Below are 23,551 nucleotides of genomic sequence, written 5' to 3' on the forward strand. Positions count from 1 at the left end.
CGAAGAACGCGTTTATGTTGCACTTAATTTAAATATAAATGAAAATATCTTATCCATAGAAAATTTAGATTTTATTTTTATATATTTCATATGGTTATAATAAAAATTAAAATAATGTGTGAAATACATATCCATAAGCTGTTGAGTTTACGCCGGCCATACCCATATGGCTTTTATTCGACCATTGATCTATAGCGATATAAGGAGTGTATTGATGAGATTTGATAAATTAACCGCCAAATTCCAGCAAGCCCTACAAACCGGGCAGAGTTTGGCTTTGGCGCAGGATTGCGGCTATTTGGAAGCCGGTTTTGTGTTGAAAGCGCTGCTGGATGATGCCGACAGCGGCATGTCTGCCCTCTTGGTGAAGGCCGGCGGCAATGTGGCGCAAATCAAGCGCGCTTTGCAGCAACAGCTTGATGCGCTGCCCAAAGTGTCGGGGCAGGGCGGTGAAATTCTGCCCAGCCGCGAGCTGCAAAACACCTTAAACCTGATGGACAAAGCCGCCGCGAAGCGCGGCGATGCCTATATTGCCAGCGAATTGTTTTTGCTGGCGCTGGTGCAGGAAAACGGCACCACCGGCAAAATTCTGAAAAACGCCGGCATTACCGAGAGCAAATTAAACGAAGCCATTGATGAAGTGCGTGGAGGAGAAACCGTGGACAACCCCAATGCCGAAGACCAACGTGAAGCCTTGAGCAAATACACGCTTGATTTAACCGAGCGCGCCCGCGAAGGCAAGCTCGACCCCGTGATCGGCCGCGACGATGAAATCCGCCGCGCCATTCAGGTGCTGCAACGGCGCACCAAGAATAATCCCGTGCTCATCGGCGAGCCCGGCGTGGGCAAAACCGCGATTGTGGAAGGCCTGGCTCAGCGCATCGTGGATGGCGAAGTGCCCGACAGCCTGCGCAACAAGCGCCTGCTGGTGCTCGATTTGGCCGCGCTGATTGCCGGTGCCAAATATCGCGGCGAATTTGAAGAGCGGCTCAAAGCCGTGCTCAACGATTTGGCCAAAGACGACGGCCAAACCCTGATTTTTATTGATGAAATCCACACCTTGGTGGGTGCGGGCAAAACCGATGGCGCGATGGATGCCGGCAATATGCTGAAACCTGCCTTGGCGCGCGGCGAATTGCACTGCATCGGCGCCACCACGCTCGATGAATACCGCCAATATATTGAAAAAGATGCCGCGCTGGAGCGCCGTTTCCAAAAAGTGCTGGTGAGCGAGCCGAGCGTGGAAGACACCATTGCCATTTTACGCGGTCTGCAAGAGCGCTATGAAATCCACCACGGCATCGACATCACCGACCCGGCGATTGTGGCTGCCGCCGAATTGAGCGACCGCTACATCACCGACCGCTTTTTACCCGATAAAGCGATTGATTTGATTGACGAAGCGGCCAGCCGCATCAAAATGGAACTCGACAGCAAACCCGAGCAGATGGATAAGCTCGACCGGCGCATCATCCAATTGCGCATGGAAAAAATGCACGTTGAAAAAGAAAGCGACGAGGCGAGCAAAAAACGCTTGGTGCTGATCGACGAAGAAATCAGCGGCCTGCAAAAAGAATACGCCGATTTGGATGAAATCTGGAAAGCCGAAAAAGCGTCTTCTTCCAGCACCGCCGACATCAAAAAACAAATCGACGATATTAAAGTGAAAATCGAGCAGGCCAAGCGCCAAGGCGATTTCGGCCGTGCATCCGAGTTGGAATACGGCGAACTGCCCAAGCTGGGCGCGCAGCTGCAATCGGCAGAGAGCAACCCCGAAGCCAAGCAGGCCAACAAGCTTTTCCGCACCAAAGTGGGTGCCGACGAAGTGGCCGAAATCGTGTCGCGCATCACCGGCATTCCGGTGGCCAAAATGATGGAAGGCGAGCGTGAAAAGCTCTTGAAAATGGAAGATGTGCTGCATGCGCGCGTGGTGGGGCAGGATGAAGCCGTGCGCGCCGTGTCCGACGCCATCCGCCGCTCGCGCTCCGGCCTGGCCGACCCCAATAAACCTTACGGCAGCTTCTTATTTTTAGGCCCCACCGGCGTGGGCAAAACCGAATTGTGCAAAACGCTGGCGAGCTTTTTGTTTGACAGTGAAGACCATTTAATCCGCATCGATATGTCGGAATACATGGAAAAACACAGCGTTGCCCGCCTGATCGGCGCGCCGCCGGGCTATGTGGGCTATGAAGAGGGCGGCTACCTCACCGAGCAGGTGCGCCGCAAGCCTTACAGCGTGATTTTGCTCGACGAAGTGGAAAAAGCCCACCCCGATGTGTTTAACATTTTGCTGCAAGTGCTCGACGACGGCCGCCTCACCGACGGCCAAGGGCGCACGGTAGACTTTAAAAACACCGTGATTGTGATGACTTCCAATATCGGCAGCCAGCACATCCAGCAAATGGGCACCCACGATTACGAAGCGCTCAAAGAAGTGGTGATGGAAGACGTGAAAGCGCATTTCCGCCCCGAGCTGATCAACCGTATCGACGAAGTGGTGGTGTTCCACGGCTTGGATCAGGCCAATATCCGCAGCATCGCCAAAATCCAGCTGCGCAGTCTCGAAAAACGCCTGGCCGCCCAAAACCTGCATCTGCATGTGGACGATGCCGCGCTGGACATCATCGCCGAAGCCGGCTTCGACCCCGTGTATGGCGCCCGCCCGCTCAAACGCGCAATTCAGTCGGAAATCGAAAACCCGCTGGCCAAAGCGCTTTTGGAAGGTCGCTATCCGGCCGACAGCAGCATTAAAGTTGAAGCCGATCACGGCAGGCTGGTGTTTAAAAACTAAAGCGGTTTTGATGTGATGGAATCAATGTGATGCAAAAGGCCGTCTGAAAAACTTTCAGACGGCCTTTTTATTACCGCAAGATTGCGCTTAATGCTGGCTGTCTAGCCAGCGCTCAGCATCAAGCGCAGCTTGGCAGCCGGAGGCGGCGCTGGTGACGGCTTGGCGGTAGGTGTGGTCTTTCACATCGCCGGCGGCCCATACGCCTTCGATATTGGTGGCACCCACGTTGTCGGCGCTGCCGCCGCGGGTTTTCAGGTAGCCGGTGGCATCCATATCGAGCTGGCCTTTGAAGATTTCGGTGTTGGGCTGGTGGCCGATGGCGATAAACACGCCGCTCACGGCCAAATCTTCGCGGCTGCCGTCTTTATAGAGCAGGCGCGCGCCGGTTACGCCCATGTCGTTGCCGAGAATGTCTTCCAGGGTGGCGTTGAGCTTGAGGATGATTTTGCCTTCGGCCACGCGCTGCATCAGTTTGTCGACCATGATTTTTTCGGCACGGAAGGTGTCACGGCGGTGGATGAGGGTGACGGTGTTGGCGATATTGGCTAAATAAAGCGCTTCTTCTACGGCGGTGTTGCCGCCGCCGACCACGGCGATGTCTTGTTTTTTATAGAAAAAGCCGTCGCAGGTGGCGCAGGCCGACACGCCTTTGCCGGCGAAAATCTGCTCGCCGGGTAGGCCGAGGTATTTGGCTGATGCGCCGGTGGCGATAATCAGCGCGTCGCAGGTGTATTCGCCCGCATCGCCTTTGAGTGTGAAAGGGCGGTGCTGTAAATCCACGCTGTGGATTTGGTCGAAAATCATTTCGGTGCCGAAGCGCTCGGCGTGCGCCTGAAAGCGCGCCATCAGCTCGGGCCCTTGCACGCCTTGCGGGTCGGCGGGCCAGTTGTCTACATCGGTGGTGGTCATCAGCTGGCCGCCTTGGGCGATGCCGGTGATGATCACGGGGTGCAGGTTGGCGCGGGCGGCGTAAACGGCGGCGGTGTAGCCGGCGGGGCCGGAGCCGAGAATAATCAGTTTGTGGTGTTGGCTCATGATGCTTCCTTGAATGGAATGGGCAGAAAAGATTCAGACGGCCTATTTTACTATGAAACAGGCCGTCTGAAAGGGCAATAGTGCCGTTTGATGGTGCCGGTTAGCGGCGGCGGCCGAAGCTGCGGCGCTGCGGCTTGCGGTGGTTGGGCTGGGCTTGCTGCGCTTGGCGGTAGTTGGGGTTGGCGGCGCGGTTGGCATTTTGCGCGGGCACGGTGCGGGTGTTGAGCTGCTGGCTGCTCTGGCCGCGGAATTGCGCCGATTGGTGGTAATTGTTGCGCACTTGCTGGGCGGCCGGCGAATTGGCGGGCGCTTTGCTGAATTTGTTGGCCAGCATATTGCCGAGCATGGCGCCGGCGGCCGCGCCAATGAGGCTTTGCAGCAGCCAGCTGCCGCTGGATTGGTCGTAAACATATTGCTGGCCGTCGGTGCCGGTTACCGGCTCGCCGTTGTTACCGTTTTGGAATTCGGCCGGAATGGTGGAAGCCACGGCATCGGCGTTGAGCTGATACACGGTGTCGTCTTGCGCGGCCTGGCCGGCTTGGTTTTGCTGGGTAAGCTGTTGTTGCAGCGCTTCGATTTGCTTTTGCTGCGCTTGCAGCTGGGCTTGGGTGTCGTCTTTGCAGGCGGCCAGCGCGAAGGCGGAAAGGGCGGCCAGGGCGATTATGCGTTTCATGTGTTTTCCGTGTCGATTGAAGGAATAGGCGTTAATATGGGGTGGTTTGGGGGCTTATCAAGGGATTTGTTAAAAGCAAGGCCGTCTGAAACTTTTTCAGACGGCCTTGCTTTCAATTGACTAATCAATCGAGCTTTTTAAAATGTTTGCGGCGCTCGTGCTCTTGCAGCCAGCGTTTGCGCAGGCGGATGGATTGCGGGGTGATTTCCACCAATTCATCATCGTCGATAAATTCCACGGCGCTCTCAAGGGTGAGCTTCACCGGCGTGGTGAGGCGCACGGCTTCGTCGGTGCCGCTGGCGCGCACGTTGGTGAGCTTTTTGCCTTTGAGCGGATTCACCACCAAGTCGTTGTCGCGGCTGTGGATGCCGATAATCATGCCTTCGTAGATTTTGTCGCCGGGCGATACAAACATGCGGCCGCGGTCTTCCAAGTTCCACAATGCATAAGCCACGGCTTCACCTTGCTCTTGCGATACCAACACGCCGTTGTGGCGGCCGGGCATATCGGGTTTTACCGGGGCGTAGTCGTCAAACACATGGCTCATCAGGCCGGTGCCGCGCGTCATGGTCATGAATTCGCCTTGAAAGCCGATCAGGCCGCGGGCGGGCATGTGGTATTCGAGGCGGGTGCGGCCGTGGCCGTCGCTTTCCATATTGGTGAGCTCGCCGCGGCGGCGGCCCAGTTCTTCCATCACCGCGCCCTGGTTGTCGTCGGGCACATCGACGGTGAGGTTTTCATAAGGCTCGCATTTTTCGCCGTTGATGTCGCGATACACCACGCGCGGCTTGGCCACGGCCAATTCAAAGCCTTCGCGGCGCATGTTTTCCAGCAAAATGGTGAGGTGCAATTCGCCGCGGCCGGACACGCGGAAGATGTCGGCATCTTCGGTGTCTTCCACTCGCAAGGCCACGTTGGTGAGCAGCTCTTTTTGCAGGCGGTCGCGGATTTGGCGGCTGGTGACGAATTTGCCTTCGGTGCCGGCCAAGGGGCTGGTGTTCACCATAAAGTCCATGGTGAGGGTGGGCTCATCGACGCTGAGCATGGGCACGCCCACGGGGTTGTCTTTTTCGCAAATGGTCACGCCGATGCCGATGTCGTCGATGCCGGAAATAATCACGATTTCGCCGGCTTCGGCTTCATCTTGTGCCACACGCTCGAGGCCTTTGAAACCGAGCAGTTGGTTGATGCGGCCTTGTGCCACTTGTTTTTCGTGGTTCATCACCGCCACCACTTGGCCGGGCTTGATGCGGCCGTTGAGGATGCGGCCGATGCCTAGGCGGCCGGTGTAGCTGTCGTAATCGAGTTGCGAGATTTGTAGCTGCAACGGCGCATCGGCGCTGCCTGAGGGCGGCGGGGTGTGTTTGAGGATGGTTTCAAACAGCGGGCGCATATCGGTGCTGTCGTCTTCTTCTTCCAGTTTGGCAAAGCCGGAGAGGCCGGAAGCGTAAACAATGGGAAAATCGAGCTGCTCGTCGCTGGCGCCCAATTTGTCAAACAATTCAAATGTTTGGTCGACCACCCAGCTCGGGCGCGCGCTCGGCTTGTCGATTTTGTTGATCACCACAATCGGGCGCAAGCCCAGCGCCAAGGCTTTTTTGGTCACAAAACGGGTTTGCGGCATCGGGCCTTCTTGCGCATCCACCAGCAGCACCACGCAATCGACCATGCCCAACACGCGCTCCACTTCGCCGCCGAAATCGGCGTGTCCGGGGGTGTCGACGATATTGATGTGGTAGCCTTCGTATTCGATGGCGGTGTTTTTGGCCAAAATGGTGATGCCGCGCTCTTTTTCGATGTCGCCGCTGTCCATCACGCGCTCGTCAACGTGCTGGTTGCTGCGGAAGGTGCCTGATTGACGCAATAATTGGTCGACCAGGGTGGTTTTGCCGTGATCGACGTGGGCGATAATGGCGATGTTGCGGATTTGTTTCATGGCGGTTTATATGCCTTGTTTGATGTGATAATAAAAAGTAACTGCGGATTATAACACGGTTTTATGGCAGCTCTGTGGCACGGCTTGGGGCGTGTTTTGGGCGATGTTGGTTAAAAAACGTAAATTAATAAACTTTATGTGATAGGTTCTCAATATCATAAGCAACAAAATATCAGCGTAAACAGGCCGCTAGCTTTTCAGACGGCCTTTTTTTGATGTTGTTATATTTGATAATTATTTGTATTTTAAATAGAAAATTTGAAAAAAGTAGAAAGTTTGCTAGAATTCAAATCATCACAAAGATTGACGCACATCACCAAAAGGCGCTTTCAGACGGCCTTGTCAACGCCCAAGCGGCGCCACCACATCGAAAGGAAAGATTATGAAAGGCAATCAAGAAGTTATCGCTTATATGAACGAATTGCTCGCAGGCGAATTGGCCGCGCGCGACCAATATTTCATTCACTCGCGCATGTATGCCGAATGGGGCTACAACAAACTTTTCGAGCGCATCGGCCACGAAATGGAAGATGAAACCCAGCACGCCGAAGCCTTTATCCGCCGCATTTTGATGCTGGAGGGCACACCCAATATGGTGCCGGCCAAAATCACCGTGGGCAAAGACGTGGTGGAAATGCTCAAAGCCGATTTAAACACCGAGTATGAAGTGCGCGACCACCTCAAAAAAGGCATCGCCTTGTGCGAGGAAAAGCAAGATTACGTTACCCGCGATTTGTTGGTCGGCCAATTGAAAGACACCGAAGAAGACCACGCCCATTGGCTGGAGCAGCAGCTGCGCCTGATTGATTTGATCGGCCTGCAAAACTATCTGCAAAGCCAGCTCTAAGTTTGACGCACCCTAAACACACCACATTAAATTAATAAGAGAGGAAAAATCATGCAAGGCGACCGTATGGTAATTCGCGAGCTGAATAAAAATCTCGGCTTGCTGCTGGTAACCATCAACCAGTATTTCCTGCACGCACGCATTCTGAAAAACTGGGGTTTTGAAGAGCTGGGCGAGCATTTTTACAAACAATCCATCACCGAAATGAAAGCGGCCGATGAAATTATCGAGCGCGTGCTGCTGCTCGAAGGCCTGCCCAACCTGCAAGAATTGGGCAAGCTTCTGATTGGCGAAGCGCCTGCCGAAATCATCGCTTGTGATTTAACCAAAGAGCGCGAAAAACACGAAGCGCTCACGGCAGCCATCGCGCTGTGTGAAGAGAAGCAGGATTATGTCAGCCGCGCTTTGTTGGAAAAGCAGAAAGACACCAACGAAGAGCACATCGACTGGCTGGAAACCCAGCAGGAATTGATTAGCAGCATCGGCCTGCCCAATTACCTGCAAAGCGGGGCGCAAGAGGACTAAAACCAAACCACTGCCAAAATAGCGGTTCTCAAGCGTTAAACAAGCGGCGCACCTTTTTCAGGTGTGCCGTTTTTTATCTGAGTTGGGCGGCGCAAACAAAAAAATACGGCAAATTAAAAAACTGAGGCCGTCTGAAAATATATGCCGCCGTTTGGCAAACATTATCGGCAAATCAGGTAAAATAACCCCTTTGCCTGCTTTTTTGCACACCGCCACATTCATGATAGAAATCAAAAACCTCACCCTGCAACGCGGCCTGAAAGTGTTGCTCGACAAAGCCAACCTCACCATCAACCCCAATCAGCGCGTGGGCTTGATCGGCAAAAACGGCACCGGCAAATCCAGCCTGTTTGCCCTGATAAAAGGCGAAATCAGCGCCGATGGCGGCGAAGTGCAACTGCCCAAACATTGGCGCCTGGCCTCTGTGGCGCAGGAAACGCCGGCGCTGGATGTTTCCGCGCTCGATTATGTGTTGCAGGGCGATAGGCAATTGCAAACCTTTCAGACGGCCTTGGCCGAAGCCGAAGCCGCCAACGAGGGCATGAAAATCGCCGAGTACCATGCCCGGTTGGAAGAAATCGATGCCTACACGGCACCCGCGCGGGCAGCCAAGCTGCTCAACGGGCTGGGCTTTGCGCAAGAAGAGCACATGCAGCCGGTAAAAGCCTTTTCCGGCGGCTGGCGCATGCGCTTGAATCTGGCGCAGGCCTTGATGTGCCGCGCCGATTTGCTGCTGCTTGATGAGCCCACCAACCACCTCGATTTAGAAACCGTGCTGTGGCTGGAAAACCATTTGGCCAATCTGCCGTGCACCCAAATCATCATCTCGCACGACCGCGATTTTCTCAACGCCACCACCACCCAAACCGTGGAATTGGCACAGCAAAAGCTCAGCCAATACGGCGGCAATTATGATTTCTACCAAACCGAGCGCGCCCAGCGCCTGGCGCAGCAGCAATCGGCTTACCAAAAGCAGCAAACCCAAATCAAGCACCTGCAATCGTTTATCGACCGCTTCAAAGCCAAAGCCACCAAAGCCGTGCAGGCGCAAAGCCGCATGAAAGCGCTGGCGCGGCTGGAGCGCATCGCACCGGCGCATTTGGACAGCGAATTTTCATTCGAATTCGACACCCCCGCCCATCTGCCCAACCCCTTGCTCAAGCTCGACCAAATCAACTTGGGCTATGAGGGCAAAGCCGTGGTGCACGACATCAATCTTTCGCTCGAAAGCGGCGCGCGCTACGGCTTGCTCGGCGTAAACGGCAGCGGCAAATCTACCTTGATTAAAGCGCTTTCAGACGGCCTCAAGCCCTTGAGCGGGCAGATTATCCGCGCCGACAAACTCAATATCGGCTATTTCGCCCAGCACCAGCTCGACACTTTGCGTGCAGACCAAAGCCCCGTGTGGCACATCCAACAGCTGTCGCCTGAAGTGCGGGAGCAGGAAATCCGCAATTTTCTCGGCGGCTTCCACTTTGTCGGCGACATGGCTTTGCAGGCCATCGAACCTTTTTCCGGCGGTGAAAAAGCGCGGCTCGCGCTGGCGATGATTGTGTGGCAAAAGCCCAATTTATTGCTGCTCGACGAGCCCACCAACCACCTCGATTTAGACATGCGCCACGCGCTCACGCTCGCCCTGCAAAGTTTTCAAGGCGCATTGATTGTGGTGTCGCACGACCGCAGCCTGCTGGAGGCCACCACCGATCAGTTTTTGCTGATTCACCAAGGCCGTCTGAACGAATTCGACGGCGATTTGAACGACTACCGCCTCTGGCGCCTAGCGCAGGAAAACGCCGCCGCTGCGCCCGCCGCATCCACGCCCGGCCAAAGCCGCAAAGAGGCCAAACGCCAGGAAGCGCAAATCCGCCAGGAAAAAGCCCGCCGCGTCAAACCTGTGCAGCAGCAAATCGACAAAGCCGAAAAAGAGATGGCACGTTTGGGGGGCGAGCAGGCCGAGTGTGAAGCATTTTTGGCACAAGAAGATGCGTATCTTGATGAAAATAAAGCCCGTTTGCAGCAAACACTCGCGCAATTGGCCGAAGTCAAAGTAAAATTATCCCAGTTGGAAGAAAATTGGCTGGCTTGGCAAGAAGAATTGGAGCAAATCCATCGCGAAATCGAGGCCGGCAGCTTTGTTTGATGTTTGAGAATAAGGGGGCGTTATGTGGCTTAAATCAGCCATTTTATTTGCTGTGTTGAGTGGTGGCATTGCCGCAGCCGATGCGGCGCCCGTGTATCACTGCGATAGCGGCAGCAGCCGAGTTTACACCTCAGAGCCGCAGCCCGATTGCCGCGAGCAGGCCGCGTTGCCGAAAATCAGCGCCTACACCGCCAGTCAAACCAAAGCCGCGCCCCGCAAAGCCGCCGCTTCCAAAAAGCAAACCCGCAAAAGCCCGGCCAAAAAAAATCAATCCCAGCCGGTGCGGCAGGCTGCCAAGCACAAAGCCGCAAGCACACCTAAGAAAACCTCTGAAAAAGGGCGCGGCCATAAAGGCTTTCCCGCCGCATTACCCAGCACAAAACCTGCACCATGAAAACATTACTTACCCTGAGCACATTGGCCATCGGCCTGCTGCCCATGCAGCTTGCCCATGCCGGCAAAATTTACACCTGCACCGCCAACGGCCGTGTGACCTACACCACCAAGCCCAGCGGCAATTGCCACAGCGCCGATTTGCCGCCGATAGGCCGCTACAGCAGCCTGCGCTACGATGCCCCGCAAGCGCGCAGCGAGCCTGCCGCACAGCCACCGGCACCGGCCAAGAGCCGTACCGCCAAAGCCGCCGCGCCGCGCAATGTGCAAACCGCCGCCGCGCCGGTGGTGCCCGCTGCGCCGAAAGCAGCCGGCAGCAACGGCCGGCGTGCCATTTTGCAGCAAGAGCTGGCCAACGAGCGCCAAGCGCTTTCCAGCGACCAACAAGCACTCACGTCCGCCCGCACCGCCCAAGGCGGCTCGGTTAACCAGCAATTGGTTCACCGCCTGCAAGGCAGCGTGCTCGACCGCCAGCAGAATATTCAGGCTTTGCAGCGCGAATTGGCGCGCATGTAGCAGAAAAGTTCGGCGCTGATTTGTTTGTCGAGTAAGCATTCAAGGCCGTCTGAAAGGTTTTTTCAGACGGCCTTGAACAATTGCCGCTTGATTATTCGAGCGAGTGGAAATCTTTGAATCACTGCAATCTTTCAGCGGTGCGTAGGCCGGATTCTCGAATCCGACACTTGTTCGCAGAACAAGCATCAAGGCTGTGGAAAATGTCGGATACAAGTATCCGACCTGCGGGTTGCAACCATGATTCAATTCACTTGCTATAGTGGAATGCAAAAAAAGTTATACAAAACTACGCTCTATAACGAAGCAGGCTGGGTTGATAAACCCAAAGTTTCAGACGGCCTGTGGGCTTGTTGGGTTTTCAACCCAACCTACCCGTTGTGTCACTTTTTTATGCATTCCACTATATCTGTATTGCCGCAGGCTTCTGCTTTCTTAGCTTACTTTTTTGAATGGGTATAAAACACCAAACACTTAAAATCAATAAATCAATCAAGCGCATAAAAGGCCGTCTGAAAAAGTTTTCAGACGGCCTTTTTATACTGCGGCTGTTTATTTGGCCGGCATTTTGTTGCCTTCCACAATTTTTAGGCCGGCAGACACCAAGGCGCCGATGTCGGCCACGTTGGCGGGCATAATCAAGGTGTTGTTTTCTTTGGCGAGCTTGCCGAAGGCTTCCACATATTGCTCGGCCACTTTCAGGTTCACCGCTTCGTTGCCGCCGGGGTTTTGCAGGGCAGCGGCCACGGCGCGGATGGCGTCGGCATTGGCTTCAGCCACCAGGCGTAGGGCTTCGGCTTCACCTTGGGCGCGGTTGACTTGGGCGATGCGTTGGCCGTTGGATTCGTTGATGGCGGCCTGCATTTCGCCTTCGGATTGCTGGATGTCGGCTTCGCGGCGGCCGCTGGCGAGGTTGATTTGCTCGATTTTGCGGCCTTCGGATTCGGCGATGCGGGCACGTTTTTCACGCTCGGCGGTGATTTGTGCCTGCATGGAGCGCAAAATTTCTTGCGGCGGCACCAAATCTTTGATTTCGTAGCGCAACACTTTCACGCCCCAAGAAATGGCGGCTTGGTCGAGCGAGGCCACTACGGTGGCGTTGATGTCGTCGCGCTCTTCAAAGGTTTTGTCCAATTCCATGCGGCCGATGACCGAGCGCAGCGTGGTTTGCGCCAGCTGGGTGATGGCCATGATGTAGTTGCTGGAGCCGTATGAAGCGAGCTTGGGGTCGGTTACTTGGAAATAAATGATGCCGTCGACGGTGAGCTGGGTGTTGTCGCGGGTGATACACACTTGGCTGGGCACATCGAGCGGGATTTCTTTCAAGGTGTGTTTGTAGGCGATGCGGTCGATAAACGGAATCAGGATATTCAGGCCGGGGTTGAGCACTTTGTGGAAGCGGCCGAGGCGCTCGACCACATAGGCTTCTTGCTGCGGCACCACGGTGAATGATTTGAAACCGAAAATAATCACGGCGAGCAAGATTAAGAGGGGAAAGCTCAGCAGCAGCTCCATAGGGTTCTCCTTGTGTGTGATGGGTGAATTAATTGATTTGAATCAGCAAGATGTTGCCGTTTTTGCCGGTGATGACGGCGGTTTGCGCATCGTTGGCGCCGCTTGAGCCGACGGCTTCGGCCTGCCATTGTGCGCCGCGGTAAAACACTTCATATTGGTTGCCGTGCAGATGGCGCACGATTTGCACGGTTTGGCCGACATCCAAATCGCTGCGGGCGGCTTCGATTTCGGGCGCGCGGCGGTGGCGGCGTATCCAGCCTTTTGCCCACCAAATGCCCACGGCGGCGAGCACGGCGGCGGTGAGCACGCTGATGGTGGTTTGCCCGAACAATAATTCGGCCAAGCCGGCCCCGAAAAGCGCGGCGCTGACCACCAAGAGATAAATGGTGCCGACAAATAATTCGAAAATCAGAATCAGGGCGGCGGCGATAAACCAGCTCAGCATGAGAAGCGCTCCTTTTTGGCGGGATGGGATTTCAGACGGCCTGGGCAATGCTTGGTTGCGATGGCGGGCGTGTGTTGAATATGAGGCCTTTTGCCCATGTTGCAAGAATCATAACAGAATATGAGCCGATTTCCGGCAAACGGCGGGGATATTTGTGTTTTTGAGAAAGATGTTGTTCAGGCCGTCTAAAACTTTTTCAGACGGCCTGATGTTTTATGCTTGCTCGGTTTTTAAGGTGCGCTGGCGGCGGGTTTCGCTCAACACCATGCCGGCGGACACGGAAACATTCATGCTCTCTACCGTGCCGAACATCGGTATCGACACCAATAAATCGCAATGCTCGCGCGTGAGGCGGCGCATGCCTTCGCCCTCGTTGCCCATCACCCAAGCCACGCTCTCGGGCAGCGCGCAGTGAAACAGGTCGGCCTCGCCGCCCATGTCGGTGCCCACGATCCAAATGCCGTATTCTTTCAGCTCGCGCAAGGTGCGGGCGAGGTTGGTGACGGTGATGTAGGGCACGGTTTCGGCGGCGCCGCAGGCCACTTTGCTCACGGTGGCGTTGAGCCCGGCGCTTTTGTCTTTCGGCGCAATCACCGCGTGCACGCCCATGGCGTCGGCGGTGCGCAGGCAGGCGCCCAGATTGTGCGGGTCGGTGATGCCGTCGAGCACCAAAAGCAAGGGTGGCTCGCTCAGGTTTTCGAGCACGTCTTCGAGGTGCACATGGTTTTTCGAGGCATCGATAAAGCCGGCCACGCCCTGATGGCGCGCGCCTTTGCTGATGGCATCGAGCCTCGCGGCATCGGCAAAATGTACGCGCACGTTTTCGGCGGCGGCTTTTTCGAGCACATCGCGGGTGCGGGCATCGTTTCTGCCTTCTTGGATATACAGCTCGGTGATGCTTTTCGGGTTTTGCCACAGGCGGGCATTAACGGCGTGAAAGCCGTAAATCAATCGTTGGTTGGCCATGGTGTGCTTTAAAAATGGTTTCAGACGGCATTATACAGGGTTTGGCTTTAGGGTCTGTTCACATTTCATCACGCGGCAATATTGTGGCTCAAAAACGCGCTTGCTGCGTTGAAAATGCGCGCAAGGTGTTCAACCTTGCTGTGCTTTTTGCCTTGCAAGCGCGCTTTTGCGCTCAAAATCTTACGCACGGATAAAATGTGAACAGACCCTAGGCCGTCTGAAACCCGTTCTAAAAAATAAGCTGTTTGGTTTTGAATGTGGAAAATAAAGCAATGCCGTCTGAAAAAAGTTTCAGACGGCATTTGTGTGCCATGCGTACGATTACGCTTTGTTTTGACAAAGCTAATCGTACCTACACGTTGCTTGGCATACGATGCAATAAGGGTTTATTTAAGGCTTAAAAAAAGCGTTTTGCTTTTCAGACGGCCTGAATGCAGGCATATTGATAACTTTGGTGATATGATTTTTACGTCATTATCATTGCTGCGGAGATTATCGTTTGCGGGCTTATCTGTTGCCATTTTGGGCGCTGGGCGTGATTTTATCGTTTGCGCTGCCTGCCGTGCCTGCGTGGCCGGCGGTGGCGGCGCTGTGGCTGCTTTTGCTGGCGGTGGCTTGGCGCTGCAAGCCTTTTATGTTGCTGTGTGCTTTGTTGGCGGGCATGGCTTACGGCGTGTGGCGCACCGAGCGGGATTTGGCGGCGCAATGGCCGTTGCAGGCGGCGGGCGGGGTGGCTTTGGTGATTACGGTGGCGGATTTGCCACAGCGCGATGAGCGGCGGGTGCGCTTTGCGGCGGATGCGGTGGATGAGGCTGGGCGGCGCTATCGTTTGCAGCTTTCGGATTATCAGTTGCGCGAGTGGCCCTCGGGCAGCCGCTGGCGTGTGGCGGCGCGCATCAGGCCGCCGGTGGGCGAGGTGAATCCGGCCGGTTTCAATCGCGAAGCGTGGGCGCTGGCCGGTGGCATCGGCGGCATGGGCACGCTGGGCAAGGAGCGGCTGGAAATGCCGTCTGAAAGCGCGGGGCTTGTTTCGCCGCTTTTGGGCTGGCGCGAACACATCAGCCGCCGCTGGCAGGCGGTGGACACGCGCGGCCATGCGCTTTCAGACGGCCTCGGCTTGATGCGGGCGCTGAGCATAGGCGAGCAGGGCGCGTTGCCGCCGCAGGCTTGGCAGGCGTTTCGGCCTTTGGGGGTGAACCATTTGGTGAGCATTTCGGGGCTGCATGTGGGCATGGTGGCACTGATGGCGGGCTGGCTGATGAAAAAGCTGCTGCGTTTTTCGCCTTATCTGCCCGGCCGGCCGCGCGTGTGGGTGCTGGCGGCTGCTGTGGCGGCGGGCTTGCTTTATGCGGGCTTGGCGGGCTTTTCGGTGCCGACACAACGCAGCGTGTTGATGCTGCTGGCCTTGGCTTGGGCATGGTGGCGCGGCAGCGGCGCTTCGGTGTGGCGCGGTTGGTGGCAGGCTTTGGCGCTGGTGCTGCTGATGGCACCGGCGGCGGCGCTGAGCGTGGGTTTTTGGCTCTCGTTTGGTTTGGTGGCGGCTTTGCTGTGGGTGTCGTTCGGGCGGCTTGATGAGGGCAGGCGCGGCTGGCGATTGGCGCTGGAAGGGCAATGGGCGGTGTCGTTGCTGTCGGTGGTGGCGCTGGGGGTGTTGTTTGCTTCGCTGCCGCTGATCAGCCCGCTGGTGAATGCGCTGGCGATTCCTTGGTTTTCGTGGGTGTTGGTGCCTTTGGCGCTCATCGCTTCGCTGCTGCCGTGGCCGCCTTTGCAATGGCTGGCGGCGGCGGCCGGCGAATACACTCTGCGCGCGCTGATTTGGCTGGCGGGGCATGCGCCGGAATATGCGGTGGCGGCGGCACCGTGGCCGCTGGTGGGGCTCTCGGTGGCCGCGGTGGGGCTTTTGCTGCTGCCGCGCGGCTTGGGTTTGCGGCCGTTTGCGCTGCTGGTGTTGGCAGGCTTTGTGTGTTACCGCCCGCCGCCGGTGGCGGAAGGCCGTCTGAAAGCGGTGGTGTGGGATGCGGGGCAGGGTTTGTCGGTGTGGCTGCAAACGGCCGATTATGCGCTGTTGTTTGACACGGGCACCGAGGGTGCGGCCAATATGGCGGTGCTGCCGAGCCTGAATGCGGTGGGCGTGCGGCATCTGGATGCGTTGGTGCTCTCACATCAAGATGCCGACCACGATGGCGGCTTTGCTGCGGTGGCGCAGGCGAAAAAGCCGGCGGTGTTGTGGGCGGGGCAGCCTGAGTTTTATCCGCAGGCGCAGCATTGCGCAGAGCAAAGCTGGCAATGGAACAGCGTGCATTTTGAGTTTTTGAGGCCGTCTGAAGATTTTGCCGGCCAAAGCGACAACGACCAAAGCTGCGTGTTGCGTGTGTTGGCGGGCAGCTCGGCTTTATTGCTCACCGGCGATTTGGGGCAGGCGGGCGAGCGGGCGCTGGTGGCACGCTATGGCGAAAAACTTTATAGCCAGGTGCTGCTGCTCGGCCATCACGGCAGCAATTCTTCATCGGCCGGCACGTTTCTAAATGCAGTTTCGCCGCGCTATGCCGTGGCTTCGAGCGGCTATGCCAATGCGTATAACCACCCCGCACCGGCCGTGCAAGCGCGAGTGCGCGCCCACGGCGGCACGCTCTTGCGCACCGACAGGCAGGGGGCATTGCTTTTTGAGCTGGACGGAGAAGAAGTAACGGCAGGCCGTCTGAAAACATGGCAGCCTTATTGGCAGAAAAAACCGTTTGCGGATTAAGGTTTGGTTACCATTCATCCGTTAATGTGGCGGCCGGCAGGCTTGATTCATAAAGCCTTTTTAAAGCAATAATTCGACATGAAATAAGCCGAAAATGTAATAAAGATGCCGTCTGAAATGTTCAGGCGGCATCTTTATTGCAGATTGAATGATGAGTGTATATAACATAATAAATTATGTTATATTTTTAAAAAAATCAATAAAACCCAAGCTGCATAATTTAATTATTTTTAAAAATAGGGGAAACACATTGAAAACAGAATATATCGCCCACGTCCGCCATGGCAGCGATGTGAAACAATCGCTTGCCACCCACCTCACCGAAACCGCCGCCATCGCCAAAATGCTGGCCGCTAAGCTGGGCTTGGATTTGGCCGGTGAATTGCTCGGCCTGATGCACGATTTCGGCAAATATTCTTTGAAATTCCAAAAATATATTTACGATGCCACGGGCTTGATTAATCCGGATTTGGATGATGAAGAAAGCACGCCCGGCGGCAGTAAGGTGGATCATTCTACTGCCGGTGCGCAATGGGTTTACCGCCGTTTGGCGGCGATGGGGCAGAAAGAAAGCGGTGTGTTATGCGGGCAGATGCTGGGCTTGTGCATTGCCTCGCACCACGGCGCAGGCTTGATTGATTGCCTCGATGACGAAGGCAATGTGGTGTGGCAAAAGCGCTTTAATAAAGACGACAGCCTCACCCATTTGAGCGAATGCCTGCAAAATGCCGATGAATCGGTGTTGCGGCAGGCCGAAGGTTTGGCAGACAAGGCTTTGCTGGTGCAGATGCTCGCGCCGCTTAAAGCGGTGTTGATGCTGCCTGAAGCGCAGGCCTGCCATCAAATCAAAGAATTTTATCTGGGCTGCTTCACCCGCTTTCTTTTCAGCTGCCTGATTGATGCCGACCGCATCAACAGCGCCGATTTCGAGCGGGAAAATCAAAAAGAAATCCGCCGCTTGCAAGAAAAACCCGATTGGCAAGCGGCCATCAACAAGCTGGAAGCGAAGTTGGCGCAATTTGAGCGGCGCTATCCGATTGACGAAATCCGCCGCCAAATCGCCGATGATTGCTTGCAAAGAGCCGCCGATGCGCAAGGCATTTACACCTTAACCGTGCCCACCGGCGGCGGCAAAACGCTGGCCAGCCTGCGCCATGCTTTGCACCATGCCCAAACACACGGGCTGGAACGCATTATCTATATCATTCCCTATACTTCGATTATCGACCAAAACGCCGAAGCCGTGCGCGATATTCTGGGCGACGAGTGGGTGCTGGAGCACCATTCCAATCTGGATCCGGAAAAGCAAACCTGGCAAAACAAACTCTTGTCGGAAAACTGGAACAAACCGATTGTGTTCACCACCATGGTGCAGTTTCTCGATGCCTGGTTTGGCGGCGGCACCCGCGGCGCGCGGCATATCCACCCGATGGCCAACAGCGTGCTGATTTTTGATGAAATCCAAACGCTGCCGGTGAAATGCGTGCACCTGTTTTGCAATGCCCTCAATTGGCTGGTGCAGTTTGGCGGCAGCAGCGCGGTGTTGTGCACCGCCACCCAGCCTTTGCTCAGCGCGTGTGGCGTGGACGAATTCCCTGAAGACAAAAGAGCGCTCGTTAAAGCCCGCGGCTTGCTTCAGCTTGCGTCCAATGCCGAGATTATGGGCAAAAATCAGGCTTTGGATAAGCTTTTTGCCGACTTATCGCGCGTGGAAATTAAGTTTAACGAAAAAGCCGGCGGCTGGTCGGTGGATGAAGCAGGCGCTTTTTTGCTGACGCAGTTTCAGACGGCCTTGAGCTGCCTGTTTATCGTCAACACCAAAAAGTGGGCGAAAGCCCTTTATCAATATTGCCAACAGCAGAATGTGCCGTCTGAAGCCTTGTTTCACCTGAGCACCAATCAATGCGCCGCGCACCGCAAAGCCTTGTTTGCGCGAATGAAGCAGCGCTTGGAGCAAAAATTGCCGGTAGTGTGCATCAGCACCCAACTAATCGAAGCGGGCGTGGATATTTCCATGGCTTGCGTGATTCGCGCTTTGGGCGGGCTCGACAGCATTGCCCAAGCCGCCGGGCGCTGCAACCGCCACGGAGAAAACGCGGGCAAAGGGCGGGTGTGGGTGTTGAACCTGCAAGAGCCGAGCTTGGCAAAAGTGCTGCCCGATATTGATGCAGGCCAACAACAGGCGGAGCGCGTGTTGCGCGAGTTTGCCGGGCAGGATATTTTGCAGCCAAAGGCCATGCGGCAATATTTTGAATATTATTTTTACCAGCGCAGCGATGAAATGGCCTATGCCGTTAAAAACAGCGCTTCAGGCAGCCTTTTGGATTGGCTGAGTGACAACGGCTCCAACAACTACGCGGCAAAAAACGACCAACGCCGCCAAACCAAGCAATATCCCTTGCTGATGCACTCGTTTAAAAGTGCCGGCCGCGCGTTTCAAGTGATTAATGCGCCCACCCGCGCCGTGATTGTGCCCTATGGTGAAGGCAAGGCGCTGATTGCCAAGCTGTGCGGCGAATATGAGCCCAAGGCTTTTTATGGCTACCTGAATCAAGCCCAGCGGTTTAGCGTGAATGTGTTCCCCAATGTGTGGAAAAAATTAATTGAATCAAATGCCATACATGAAATTGCTGATACAGGCGTTTATTATTTAAACGAACGCCATTACAGCGAAGAATACGGCTTGGCGGCGGATGAGGTCGCGCCAATGGATTTCTATGATTTATAAGGAGAAATAATGAATAACACAATCAGTTTCCGCGTGTGGGGGCGGCAGGCTTTATTTACCGACCCGGTAACCAAAATCGGCGGTGAAAAATTCAGCTATCAAGTGCCCACTTATGAAGCCTTAAAAGGCATTGCCCGCAGCATTTATTGGAAGCCGACCTTGATTTGGCACATCGACCGCGTGCGCATTATCAAGCCCATCCGCACCCAAAGCAAATCCACCAAACCGCTCAATTGGGACGGCGGCAACACCTTGGCGATTTACACTTTTTTGCAAGATGTAGAATATCAGGTGGAAGCCCATTTCGAATGGAACGAACACCGCCCCGATTTGGCAGGCGACCGCATTGCCGGCAAACATCTGGCCATCGCCGAGCGCATGCTGGCGCGCGGCGGGCGGCAGGATATTTTTCTGGGCACACGCGATTGCCAGGGCTATGTGGAGCCGTGCGAATTCGGCAGCGGCGAGGGTGCTTATGATAAGGAAAAACTGGGTGAGCATAACCTTGATTTCGGCCTGATGTTTCACAGCTTTGCCTATCCCGAAGAAACCGGCAAACACGAATTGCTCAGCCGCTTTTGGCCGGCCAATATGCAAAACGGCGTGATTACCTTTCCGAGCACACAAGATGACTCAGGCCGTCTGAAAAGCCGCGTTATCCGCAAAATGCTGCCTGAAAAAGCATTTGTGCTCGGCGCCAATATGAAATCAGTGGCCGATGAAGCGAAGGAGCTGGGCTTATGAGCTGGATGCAGAAGCTGTATCAAACGTATAACGCCGCCTTGGCACACAATCTGAAAAACACAGATGCCCCGCTCACGCCGGTGGGTCATACTTTGCAAACCGCTCATATCGTGGTGGTGATTGATGGTGCGGGTGATTTTCAGACGGCACGGGTGATGGCACCAAAAACGGTGGTGATGCTGCCGGTGACTGAATCGTCGGAAAGTAGATCCGGCACCAAGCCACCACCCCATCCGTTGGCCGATAAGATTCAATATGTTGCTAAAGATTATGCAAATTACGGCGGCAGTAAAGACTCATTTTTCGACGGATATTTCAATCAATTACAAAAATGGTGTGAATCATCTTTCATGCATCCTAAAGTGTTGGCCATTTCACGTTATGTGGGCAAAGGGCGGGTGATGGCCGATTTGGTTCAAGCCGGTATTTTTCAGTTGGATTCAGACGGCCATATTTTGAATAAATGGATAGAAGACGGAGATGCACCACCCATTTTTTCGGTGTTGCCCAAAACCAAAGGAGAAATAGAGCCGGGTGCGGCTTTAGTGTGCTGGCAAGTAGAAATTGCCGGCGACGTCGAAAGCGAAACATGGGAGGATAAATCCATTCAAGAGGCTTGGACAGCCTATGTGGCGAGCAGTGATGCGGCAGAAAAAGGGTTTTGCGTAGTCCAAGGTAAAGAAGCGGTAGTTTCAACGCTACACCCCGCCAAATTGCGCCACACCGGCGATAAAGCCAAGCTGATTTCCGCCAACGACAAAAGCGGCTACACTTTTCGCGGCCGTTTTGAAGCCGCCGAAGAAGCCGCCAGCGTTTCATCGGAAGTGTCTGCAAAAGCGCACAGTGCCTTGCGCTGGCTGATTGCGCGCCAAGGCATCCGCAATGGCGATCAGGTGAGCGTGGCTTGGGCAATCAATGGCGCAACCGTGCCCGCGCCGCTGCAAGACAGCTACCATTATCTGGACGATGAAGACGATACGGATAACGCTGCGCCATCCCTTGCCAACGAAAGGCCGTCTGAAACAGCAAATACGCTGGATTGGTCCATCAATATCGGCCGCAAAGCCGCCCAAATCATCAAAAAGAAAATGCACGGCTTTAAAGCAAAATTAAGCGCGCACGAGCAAATTTCTTTGCTGATGCTGGATTCGGCCACACCCGGGCGCATGGCGCTAACCTATTATCAGGAATTTCTGCCTGCCGATTATTTCGATAATCTAAATGTCTGGGTCGACGATTTCGCTTGGTATCAGCGCTACACGCGTGAAACGCAAGAGGGCAAAAAAACAGCCAAACAAACCGTATGGCCGTGGATGCCGCCATCGCCTTTGGCCATCGCCCAAACCGTGTATGGCCGCTCATTGAGCGACACCTTGAAAAAGCAAGTCTATGCGCGTCTGCTGCCGGTGATTGCCGGCGGACAAAATGTGCCGATACCTTTCGATTGGGTGCAGCAAAGCTTTCAGGTAGCCTGCAGCCCCAGCGGTTATGAGCGCTGGGAATGGGAGCGCAATGTGGGCGTGGCCTGCGCCCTATACAAAGGCTGGCGGGCGCGTCATCATGATTTATTACAACGGAGAACATTTACTATGAGTTTGGAAACGGAAAATACTTCCCGTGACTATTTGTTTGGCAGGTTATTCGCGGTTTTGGAAAGAATTGAATCGAAAGCCCTGCAAGTGGCGGGAGAAACACGCTCAACCAACGCAGAGCGCTATCTGCAGCGTTTTGCAATGCGGCCTTTAACCACATGGTTGCAGATTGCAAACGGATTGGAACCTTATAAAGACAGATTGCGCAATAACCGTTATATGGGTTTCTTACGGAATCGTGAAAAAGAGCTGGATGAAATCGGCGTGGCACTGAACGAATATCGAAAAGCAGGCATAGCCATGGATGATCCATTGAATGGGGAGTTTTTATTGGGTTATCACAGCCAAAAAATGGCTTATCGACACCAATGGAATGCTGCAAATGACGCCAATGAAGATGAACAAGTTGACAACGAAACCGTTTAAATTTTAACAAGGAAAACACCATGAGCTTAACTAAAAAAATCGACTTCGCCCTGATTATCGGCGTGAAAAATGCCAACCCCAACGGCGATCCCTTAAACGGCAACCGCCCGCGTGCCGATTTTTCCGGCATCGGCGAGATGACCGACGTGTGCCTGAAACGCAAAATCCGCGACCGCCTGCAAGAGAATGGTGAGATGATTTTTGTTCAAGCCAATGAGCGTAAGGATGATGGCATGGTGAGTTTGAAAAATCGCTATGACGGATTTATCAAGCATTTGGAAGAAAAGAATAATTCACAAACTACCGATTTATTGGGAGATGAAGTAGAGACAAAATCCAAAAAGAAAACAAGCAAGAAAGATGTGAAAAAAGATGAAATCGCAAAGAGTGCCTGTGAAAATTGGTTTGATGTGCGCAGTTTCGGGCAGGTGTTTGCATTTAGCGGTAAAGATGAAGACGGTGTTTCCATTGCAGTAAGGGGGCCTGTAACACTTCATTCGGCATACAGCATTGAGCCTATTAATATTACCAGTACACAGATTACCAAAAGCGTAAATGGTGATGGAGATAGTGACGTGAAGAAAAGCTCCGACACCATGGGCATGAAACACCGTGTAGACAGCGGCGTGTATGTGGCCTATGGCGCCATGTCGCCGCAATTGGCCGAGCGCACCGGCTTTTCCGATGCCGATGCCGAAAAAATCAAAACCGTGTTAACCCAATTATTCGAAGGCGATGCCTCTTCCGCCCGCCCCGAAGGCAGCATGCAGGTATTAAAGCTGATTTGGTGGGAGCATAACTGCAAATCCGGCCAATATTCATCCGCCAAAGTGCACGGCAGTTTAAAAGTCAATGCAGACGGCAGCTATGTATTGAGCCAATTGGATGGCTTAACGCCCGACGCGATTGACGGCTTCTAAACATGCGCACCATCCCGCTCGCCGCCCTGCAACACTACGCCTTCTGCCCGCGCCAATGCGCGTTGATCCACAATGAGCAGGCGTGGGCGGAGAATTTCCTCACCGCGCAGGGCAGGGTGCTGCACGAGCGGGTGGACGGCGGCGAGCCGGAAACCCGCAAAGGCGTTCGCTTTGAGCGCAGCGTGCACGCATCGGCAGAAAAGCTCGGCATCAGCGGCGTGCTCGATATGATTGAGCACGAATTGGCCACAGGCCGTCTGAAACCGGTGGAATACAAACGCGGCAAACCCAAAGTAGGCTTGTGGGACAAAATCCAACTCTGCGCCCAAGCTTTGTGTTTGGAAGAAATGACCGGCAAAACGGTAGAAGAAGGCGCGCTGTGGTATCAGCAAACCCGCCATCGCGAGCCGGTGGTGTTTTCAGGTAGCCTTAGGCAGGAAACGCTGGCGGTGATTGAAAAAGTGCGGTTGCTGCTGGAAAGCGGCAGCACCCCGCCGCCGGTGTATGGCAAGCATTGCAAAGCTTGCTCGCTGGTGGAGATTTGCCAGCCGCAGTTGATGGGGAGGGATAGGTCGGCGGGGTATGTTGAGGGGTTGTTTGGGGAGTGAAGGATAAA

General features: G+C 54.8%; 18 protein-coding genes. 12 read left to right on the forward strand and 6 right to left on the reverse strand.

The features are described from left to right. The first annotated feature begins 214 nt into the window (after positions 1–214). On the forward strand, positions 215–2,791 hold the full coding sequence (clpB, locus tag EV680_RS00310; protein ID WP_132952019.1) for an ATP-dependent chaperone ClpB: 2,577 nt from the start codon (positions 215–217) through the stop codon (positions 2,789–2,791). 87 nt (positions 2,792–2,878) lie between these two features. Here clpB and trxB read toward each other — a convergent pair whose 3' ends face one another. The 3 genes from trxB to typA all read right to left on the reverse strand — a co-directional run bounded on the left by trxB (position 2,879) and on the right by typA (position 6,435). Continuing rightward, positions 2,879–3,826 carry a thioredoxin-disulfide reductase gene (trxB, locus tag EV680_RS00315; protein WP_132952021.1) on the reverse strand — a complete coding sequence of 316 codons (948 nt, stop codon included), beginning with the start codon at positions 3,824–3,826 and terminating at the stop codon, positions 2,879–2,881. 100 nt (positions 3,827–3,926) lie between these two features. Then, a complete protein-coding gene (locus tag EV680_RS00320) occupies positions 3,927–4,499 on the reverse strand; it encodes a hypothetical protein (RefSeq protein ID WP_132952023.1) in 573 nt (190 codons plus the stop codon). Positions 4,500–4,623: 124 nt separating this feature from the next. After that, complete coding sequence (gene typA / locus EV680_RS00325; RefSeq protein ID WP_132952025.1) at positions 4,624–6,435, reverse strand: translational GTPase TypA; 1,812 nt, start codon at positions 6,433–6,435, stop codon at positions 4,624–4,626. A gap of 382 nt (positions 6,436–6,817) precedes the next feature. On the opposite strand from typA, the gene bfr (EV680_RS00330) reads away from it, so the two are divergent. From bfr (EV680_RS00330) to EV680_RS00350, 5 genes are all read left to right on the forward strand, one after another. Further along, positions 6,818–7,282: a bacterioferritin gene (bfr, locus tag EV680_RS00330; RefSeq protein WP_132952028.1), complete on the forward strand. Its 465-nt coding sequence runs from the start codon at positions 6,818–6,820 to the stop codon at positions 7,280–7,282. 51 nt (positions 7,283–7,333) lie between these two features. Further along, complete coding sequence (bfr, locus tag EV680_RS00335; RefSeq protein WP_132952030.1) at positions 7,334–7,807, forward strand: bacterioferritin; 474 nt, start codon at positions 7,334–7,336, stop codon at positions 7,805–7,807. Positions 7,808–8,027: 220 nt separating this feature from the next. Further along, the gene (locus EV680_RS00340; RefSeq protein ID WP_132952032.1) at positions 8,028–9,947 is read left to right on the forward strand and encodes an ATP-binding cassette domain-containing protein; all 1,920 of its coding nucleotides are present in this window, start codon (positions 8,028–8,030) and stop codon (positions 9,945–9,947) included. A gap of 22 nt (positions 9,948–9,969) precedes the next feature. Then, positions 9,970–10,341, forward strand: coding sequence for a hypothetical protein (locus EV680_RS00345; protein ID WP_132952034.1), 372 nt, complete (start codon positions 9,970–9,972; stop codon positions 10,339–10,341). Continuing rightward, a complete protein-coding gene (locus EV680_RS00350; protein WP_132952036.1) occupies positions 10,338–10,856 on the forward strand; it encodes a hypothetical protein in 519 nt (172 codons plus the stop codon). Before EV680_RS00345 ends, EV680_RS00350 begins: the two co-directional genes overlap by 4 nt. A 549-nt stretch (positions 10,857–11,405) precedes the next feature. Here the strand turns inward: EV680_RS00350 and EV680_RS00355 are convergent. The 3 genes from EV680_RS00355 to rlmB form a co-directional block, all read right to left on the reverse strand. Further along, positions 11,406–12,368, reverse strand: coding sequence for an SPFH domain-containing protein (locus EV680_RS00355; RefSeq protein WP_132952037.1), 963 nt, complete (start codon positions 12,366–12,368; stop codon positions 11,406–11,408). 28 nt (positions 12,369–12,396) lie between these two features. Further along, positions 12,397–12,813, reverse strand: a complete 417-nt coding sequence (locus EV680_RS00360; RefSeq protein ID WP_132952039.1) for an NfeD family protein — start codon at positions 12,811–12,813, stop codon at positions 12,397–12,399. A 213-nt stretch (positions 12,814–13,026) separates the two neighbouring features. After that, the gene (gene rlmB, locus EV680_RS00365; protein WP_132952041.1) at positions 13,027–13,779 is read right to left on the reverse strand and encodes a 23S rRNA (guanosine(2251)-2'-O)-methyltransferase RlmB; all 753 of its coding nucleotides are present in this window, start codon (positions 13,777–13,779) and stop codon (positions 13,027–13,029) included. Between the two features lie 499 nt (positions 13,780–14,278). Here rlmB and EV680_RS00370 point away from each other — a divergent pair, with 499 nt between their 5' ends. The 6 genes from EV680_RS00370 to cas4 all read left to right on the forward strand — a co-directional run bounded on the left by EV680_RS00370 (position 14,279) and on the right by cas4 (position 23,543). After that, entirely contained in the window at positions 14,279–16,525 is a 2,247-nt protein-coding gene (locus EV680_RS00370; protein WP_132952043.1) for a DNA internalization-related competence protein ComEC/Rec2, read from the forward strand. A gap of 250 nt (positions 16,526–16,775) precedes the next feature. After that, positions 16,776–19,253 (forward strand): CRISPR-associated helicase Cas3', encoded by a 2,478-nt coding sequence (gene cas3 / locus EV680_RS00375; RefSeq protein ID WP_243650310.1) that lies wholly within the window; start codon positions 16,776–16,778, stop codon positions 19,251–19,253. A 9-nt stretch (positions 19,254–19,262) separates the two neighbouring features. Beyond that, a complete protein-coding gene (gene cas5c / locus EV680_RS00380; RefSeq protein ID WP_132952046.1) occupies positions 19,263–19,997 on the forward strand; it encodes a type I-C CRISPR-associated protein Cas5c in 735 nt (244 codons plus the stop codon). Next, entirely contained in the window at positions 19,994–22,015 is a 2,022-nt protein-coding gene (gene cas8c / locus EV680_RS00385; protein ID WP_132952048.1) for a type I-C CRISPR-associated protein Cas8c/Csd1, read from the forward strand. The genes cas5c and cas8c overlap by 4 nt, the downstream gene beginning before the upstream one ends. Positions 22,016–22,077: 62 nt before the next feature. Beyond that, positions 22,078–22,935: a type I-C CRISPR-associated protein Cas7/Csd2 gene (gene cas7c, locus EV680_RS00390; protein ID WP_243650311.1), complete on the forward strand. Its 858-nt coding sequence runs from the start codon at positions 22,078–22,080 to the stop codon at positions 22,933–22,935. Positions 22,936–22,937: 2 nt separating this feature from the next. Further along, positions 22,938–23,543, forward strand: coding sequence for a CRISPR-associated protein Cas4 (gene cas4 / locus EV680_RS00395; protein WP_132952052.1), 606 nt, complete (start codon positions 22,938–22,940; stop codon positions 23,541–23,543). The last annotated feature ends 8 nt before the right edge of the window (positions 23,544–23,551 follow it).

This window comes from Uruburuella suis (assembly GCF_004341385.1).
GTDB lineage: Bacteria > Pseudomonadota > Gammaproteobacteria > Burkholderiales > Neisseriaceae > Neisseria > Neisseria suis.

Bases quoted from the DNA above. Each gene is read 5' to 3' on its own strand.
- cas5c (WP_132952046.1), top strand. From the start codon at position 19,263: ATGAATAACACAATCAGTTTCCGCGTGTGGGGGCGGCAGGCTTTATTT.
- bfr (WP_132952028.1), top strand. From the start codon at position 6,818: ATGAAAGGCAATCAAGAAGTTATCGCTTATATGAACGAATTGCTCGCA.
- rlmB (WP_132952041.1), bottom strand. From the start codon at position 13,779: ATGGCCAACCAACGATTGATTTACGGCTTTCACGCCGTTAATGCCCGC.
- EV680_RS00350 (WP_132952036.1), top strand. From the start codon at position 10,338: ATGAAAACATTACTTACCCTGAGCACATTGGCCATCGGCCTGCTGCCC.
- clpB (WP_132952019.1), top strand. From the start codon at position 215: ATGAGATTTGATAAATTAACCGCCAAATTCCAGCAAGCCCTACAAACC.
- cas4 (WP_132952052.1), top strand. From the start codon at position 22,938: ATGCGCACCATCCCGCTCGCCGCCCTGCAACACTACGCCTTCTGCCCG.
- bfr (WP_132952030.1), top strand. From the start codon at position 7,334: ATGCAAGGCGACCGTATGGTAATTCGCGAGCTGAATAAAAATCTCGGC.
- EV680_RS00360 (WP_132952039.1), bottom strand. From the start codon at position 12,813: ATGCTGAGCTGGTTTATCGCCGCCGCCCTGATTCTGATTTTCGAATTA.
- EV680_RS00345 (WP_132952034.1), top strand. From the start codon at position 9,970: ATGTGGCTTAAATCAGCCATTTTATTTGCTGTGTTGAGTGGTGGCATT.
- EV680_RS00320 (WP_132952023.1), bottom strand. From the start codon at position 4,499: ATGAAACGCATAATCGCCCTGGCCGCCCTTTCCGCCTTCGCGCTGGCC.
- trxB (WP_132952021.1), bottom strand. From the start codon at position 3,826: ATGAGCCAACACCACAAACTGATTATTCTCGGCTCCGGCCCCGCCGGC.
- EV680_RS00340 (WP_132952032.1), top strand. From the start codon at position 8,028: ATGATAGAAATCAAAAACCTCACCCTGCAACGCGGCCTGAAAGTGTTG.
- typA (WP_132952025.1), bottom strand. From the start codon at position 6,435: ATGAAACAAATCCGCAACATCGCCATTATCGCCCACGTCGATCACGGC.
- EV680_RS00355 (WP_132952037.1), bottom strand. From the start codon at position 12,368: ATGGAGCTGCTGCTGAGCTTTCCCCTCTTAATCTTGCTCGCCGTGATT.
- cas8c (WP_132952048.1), top strand. From the start codon at position 19,994: ATGAGCTGGATGCAGAAGCTGTATCAAACGTATAACGCCGCCTTGGCA.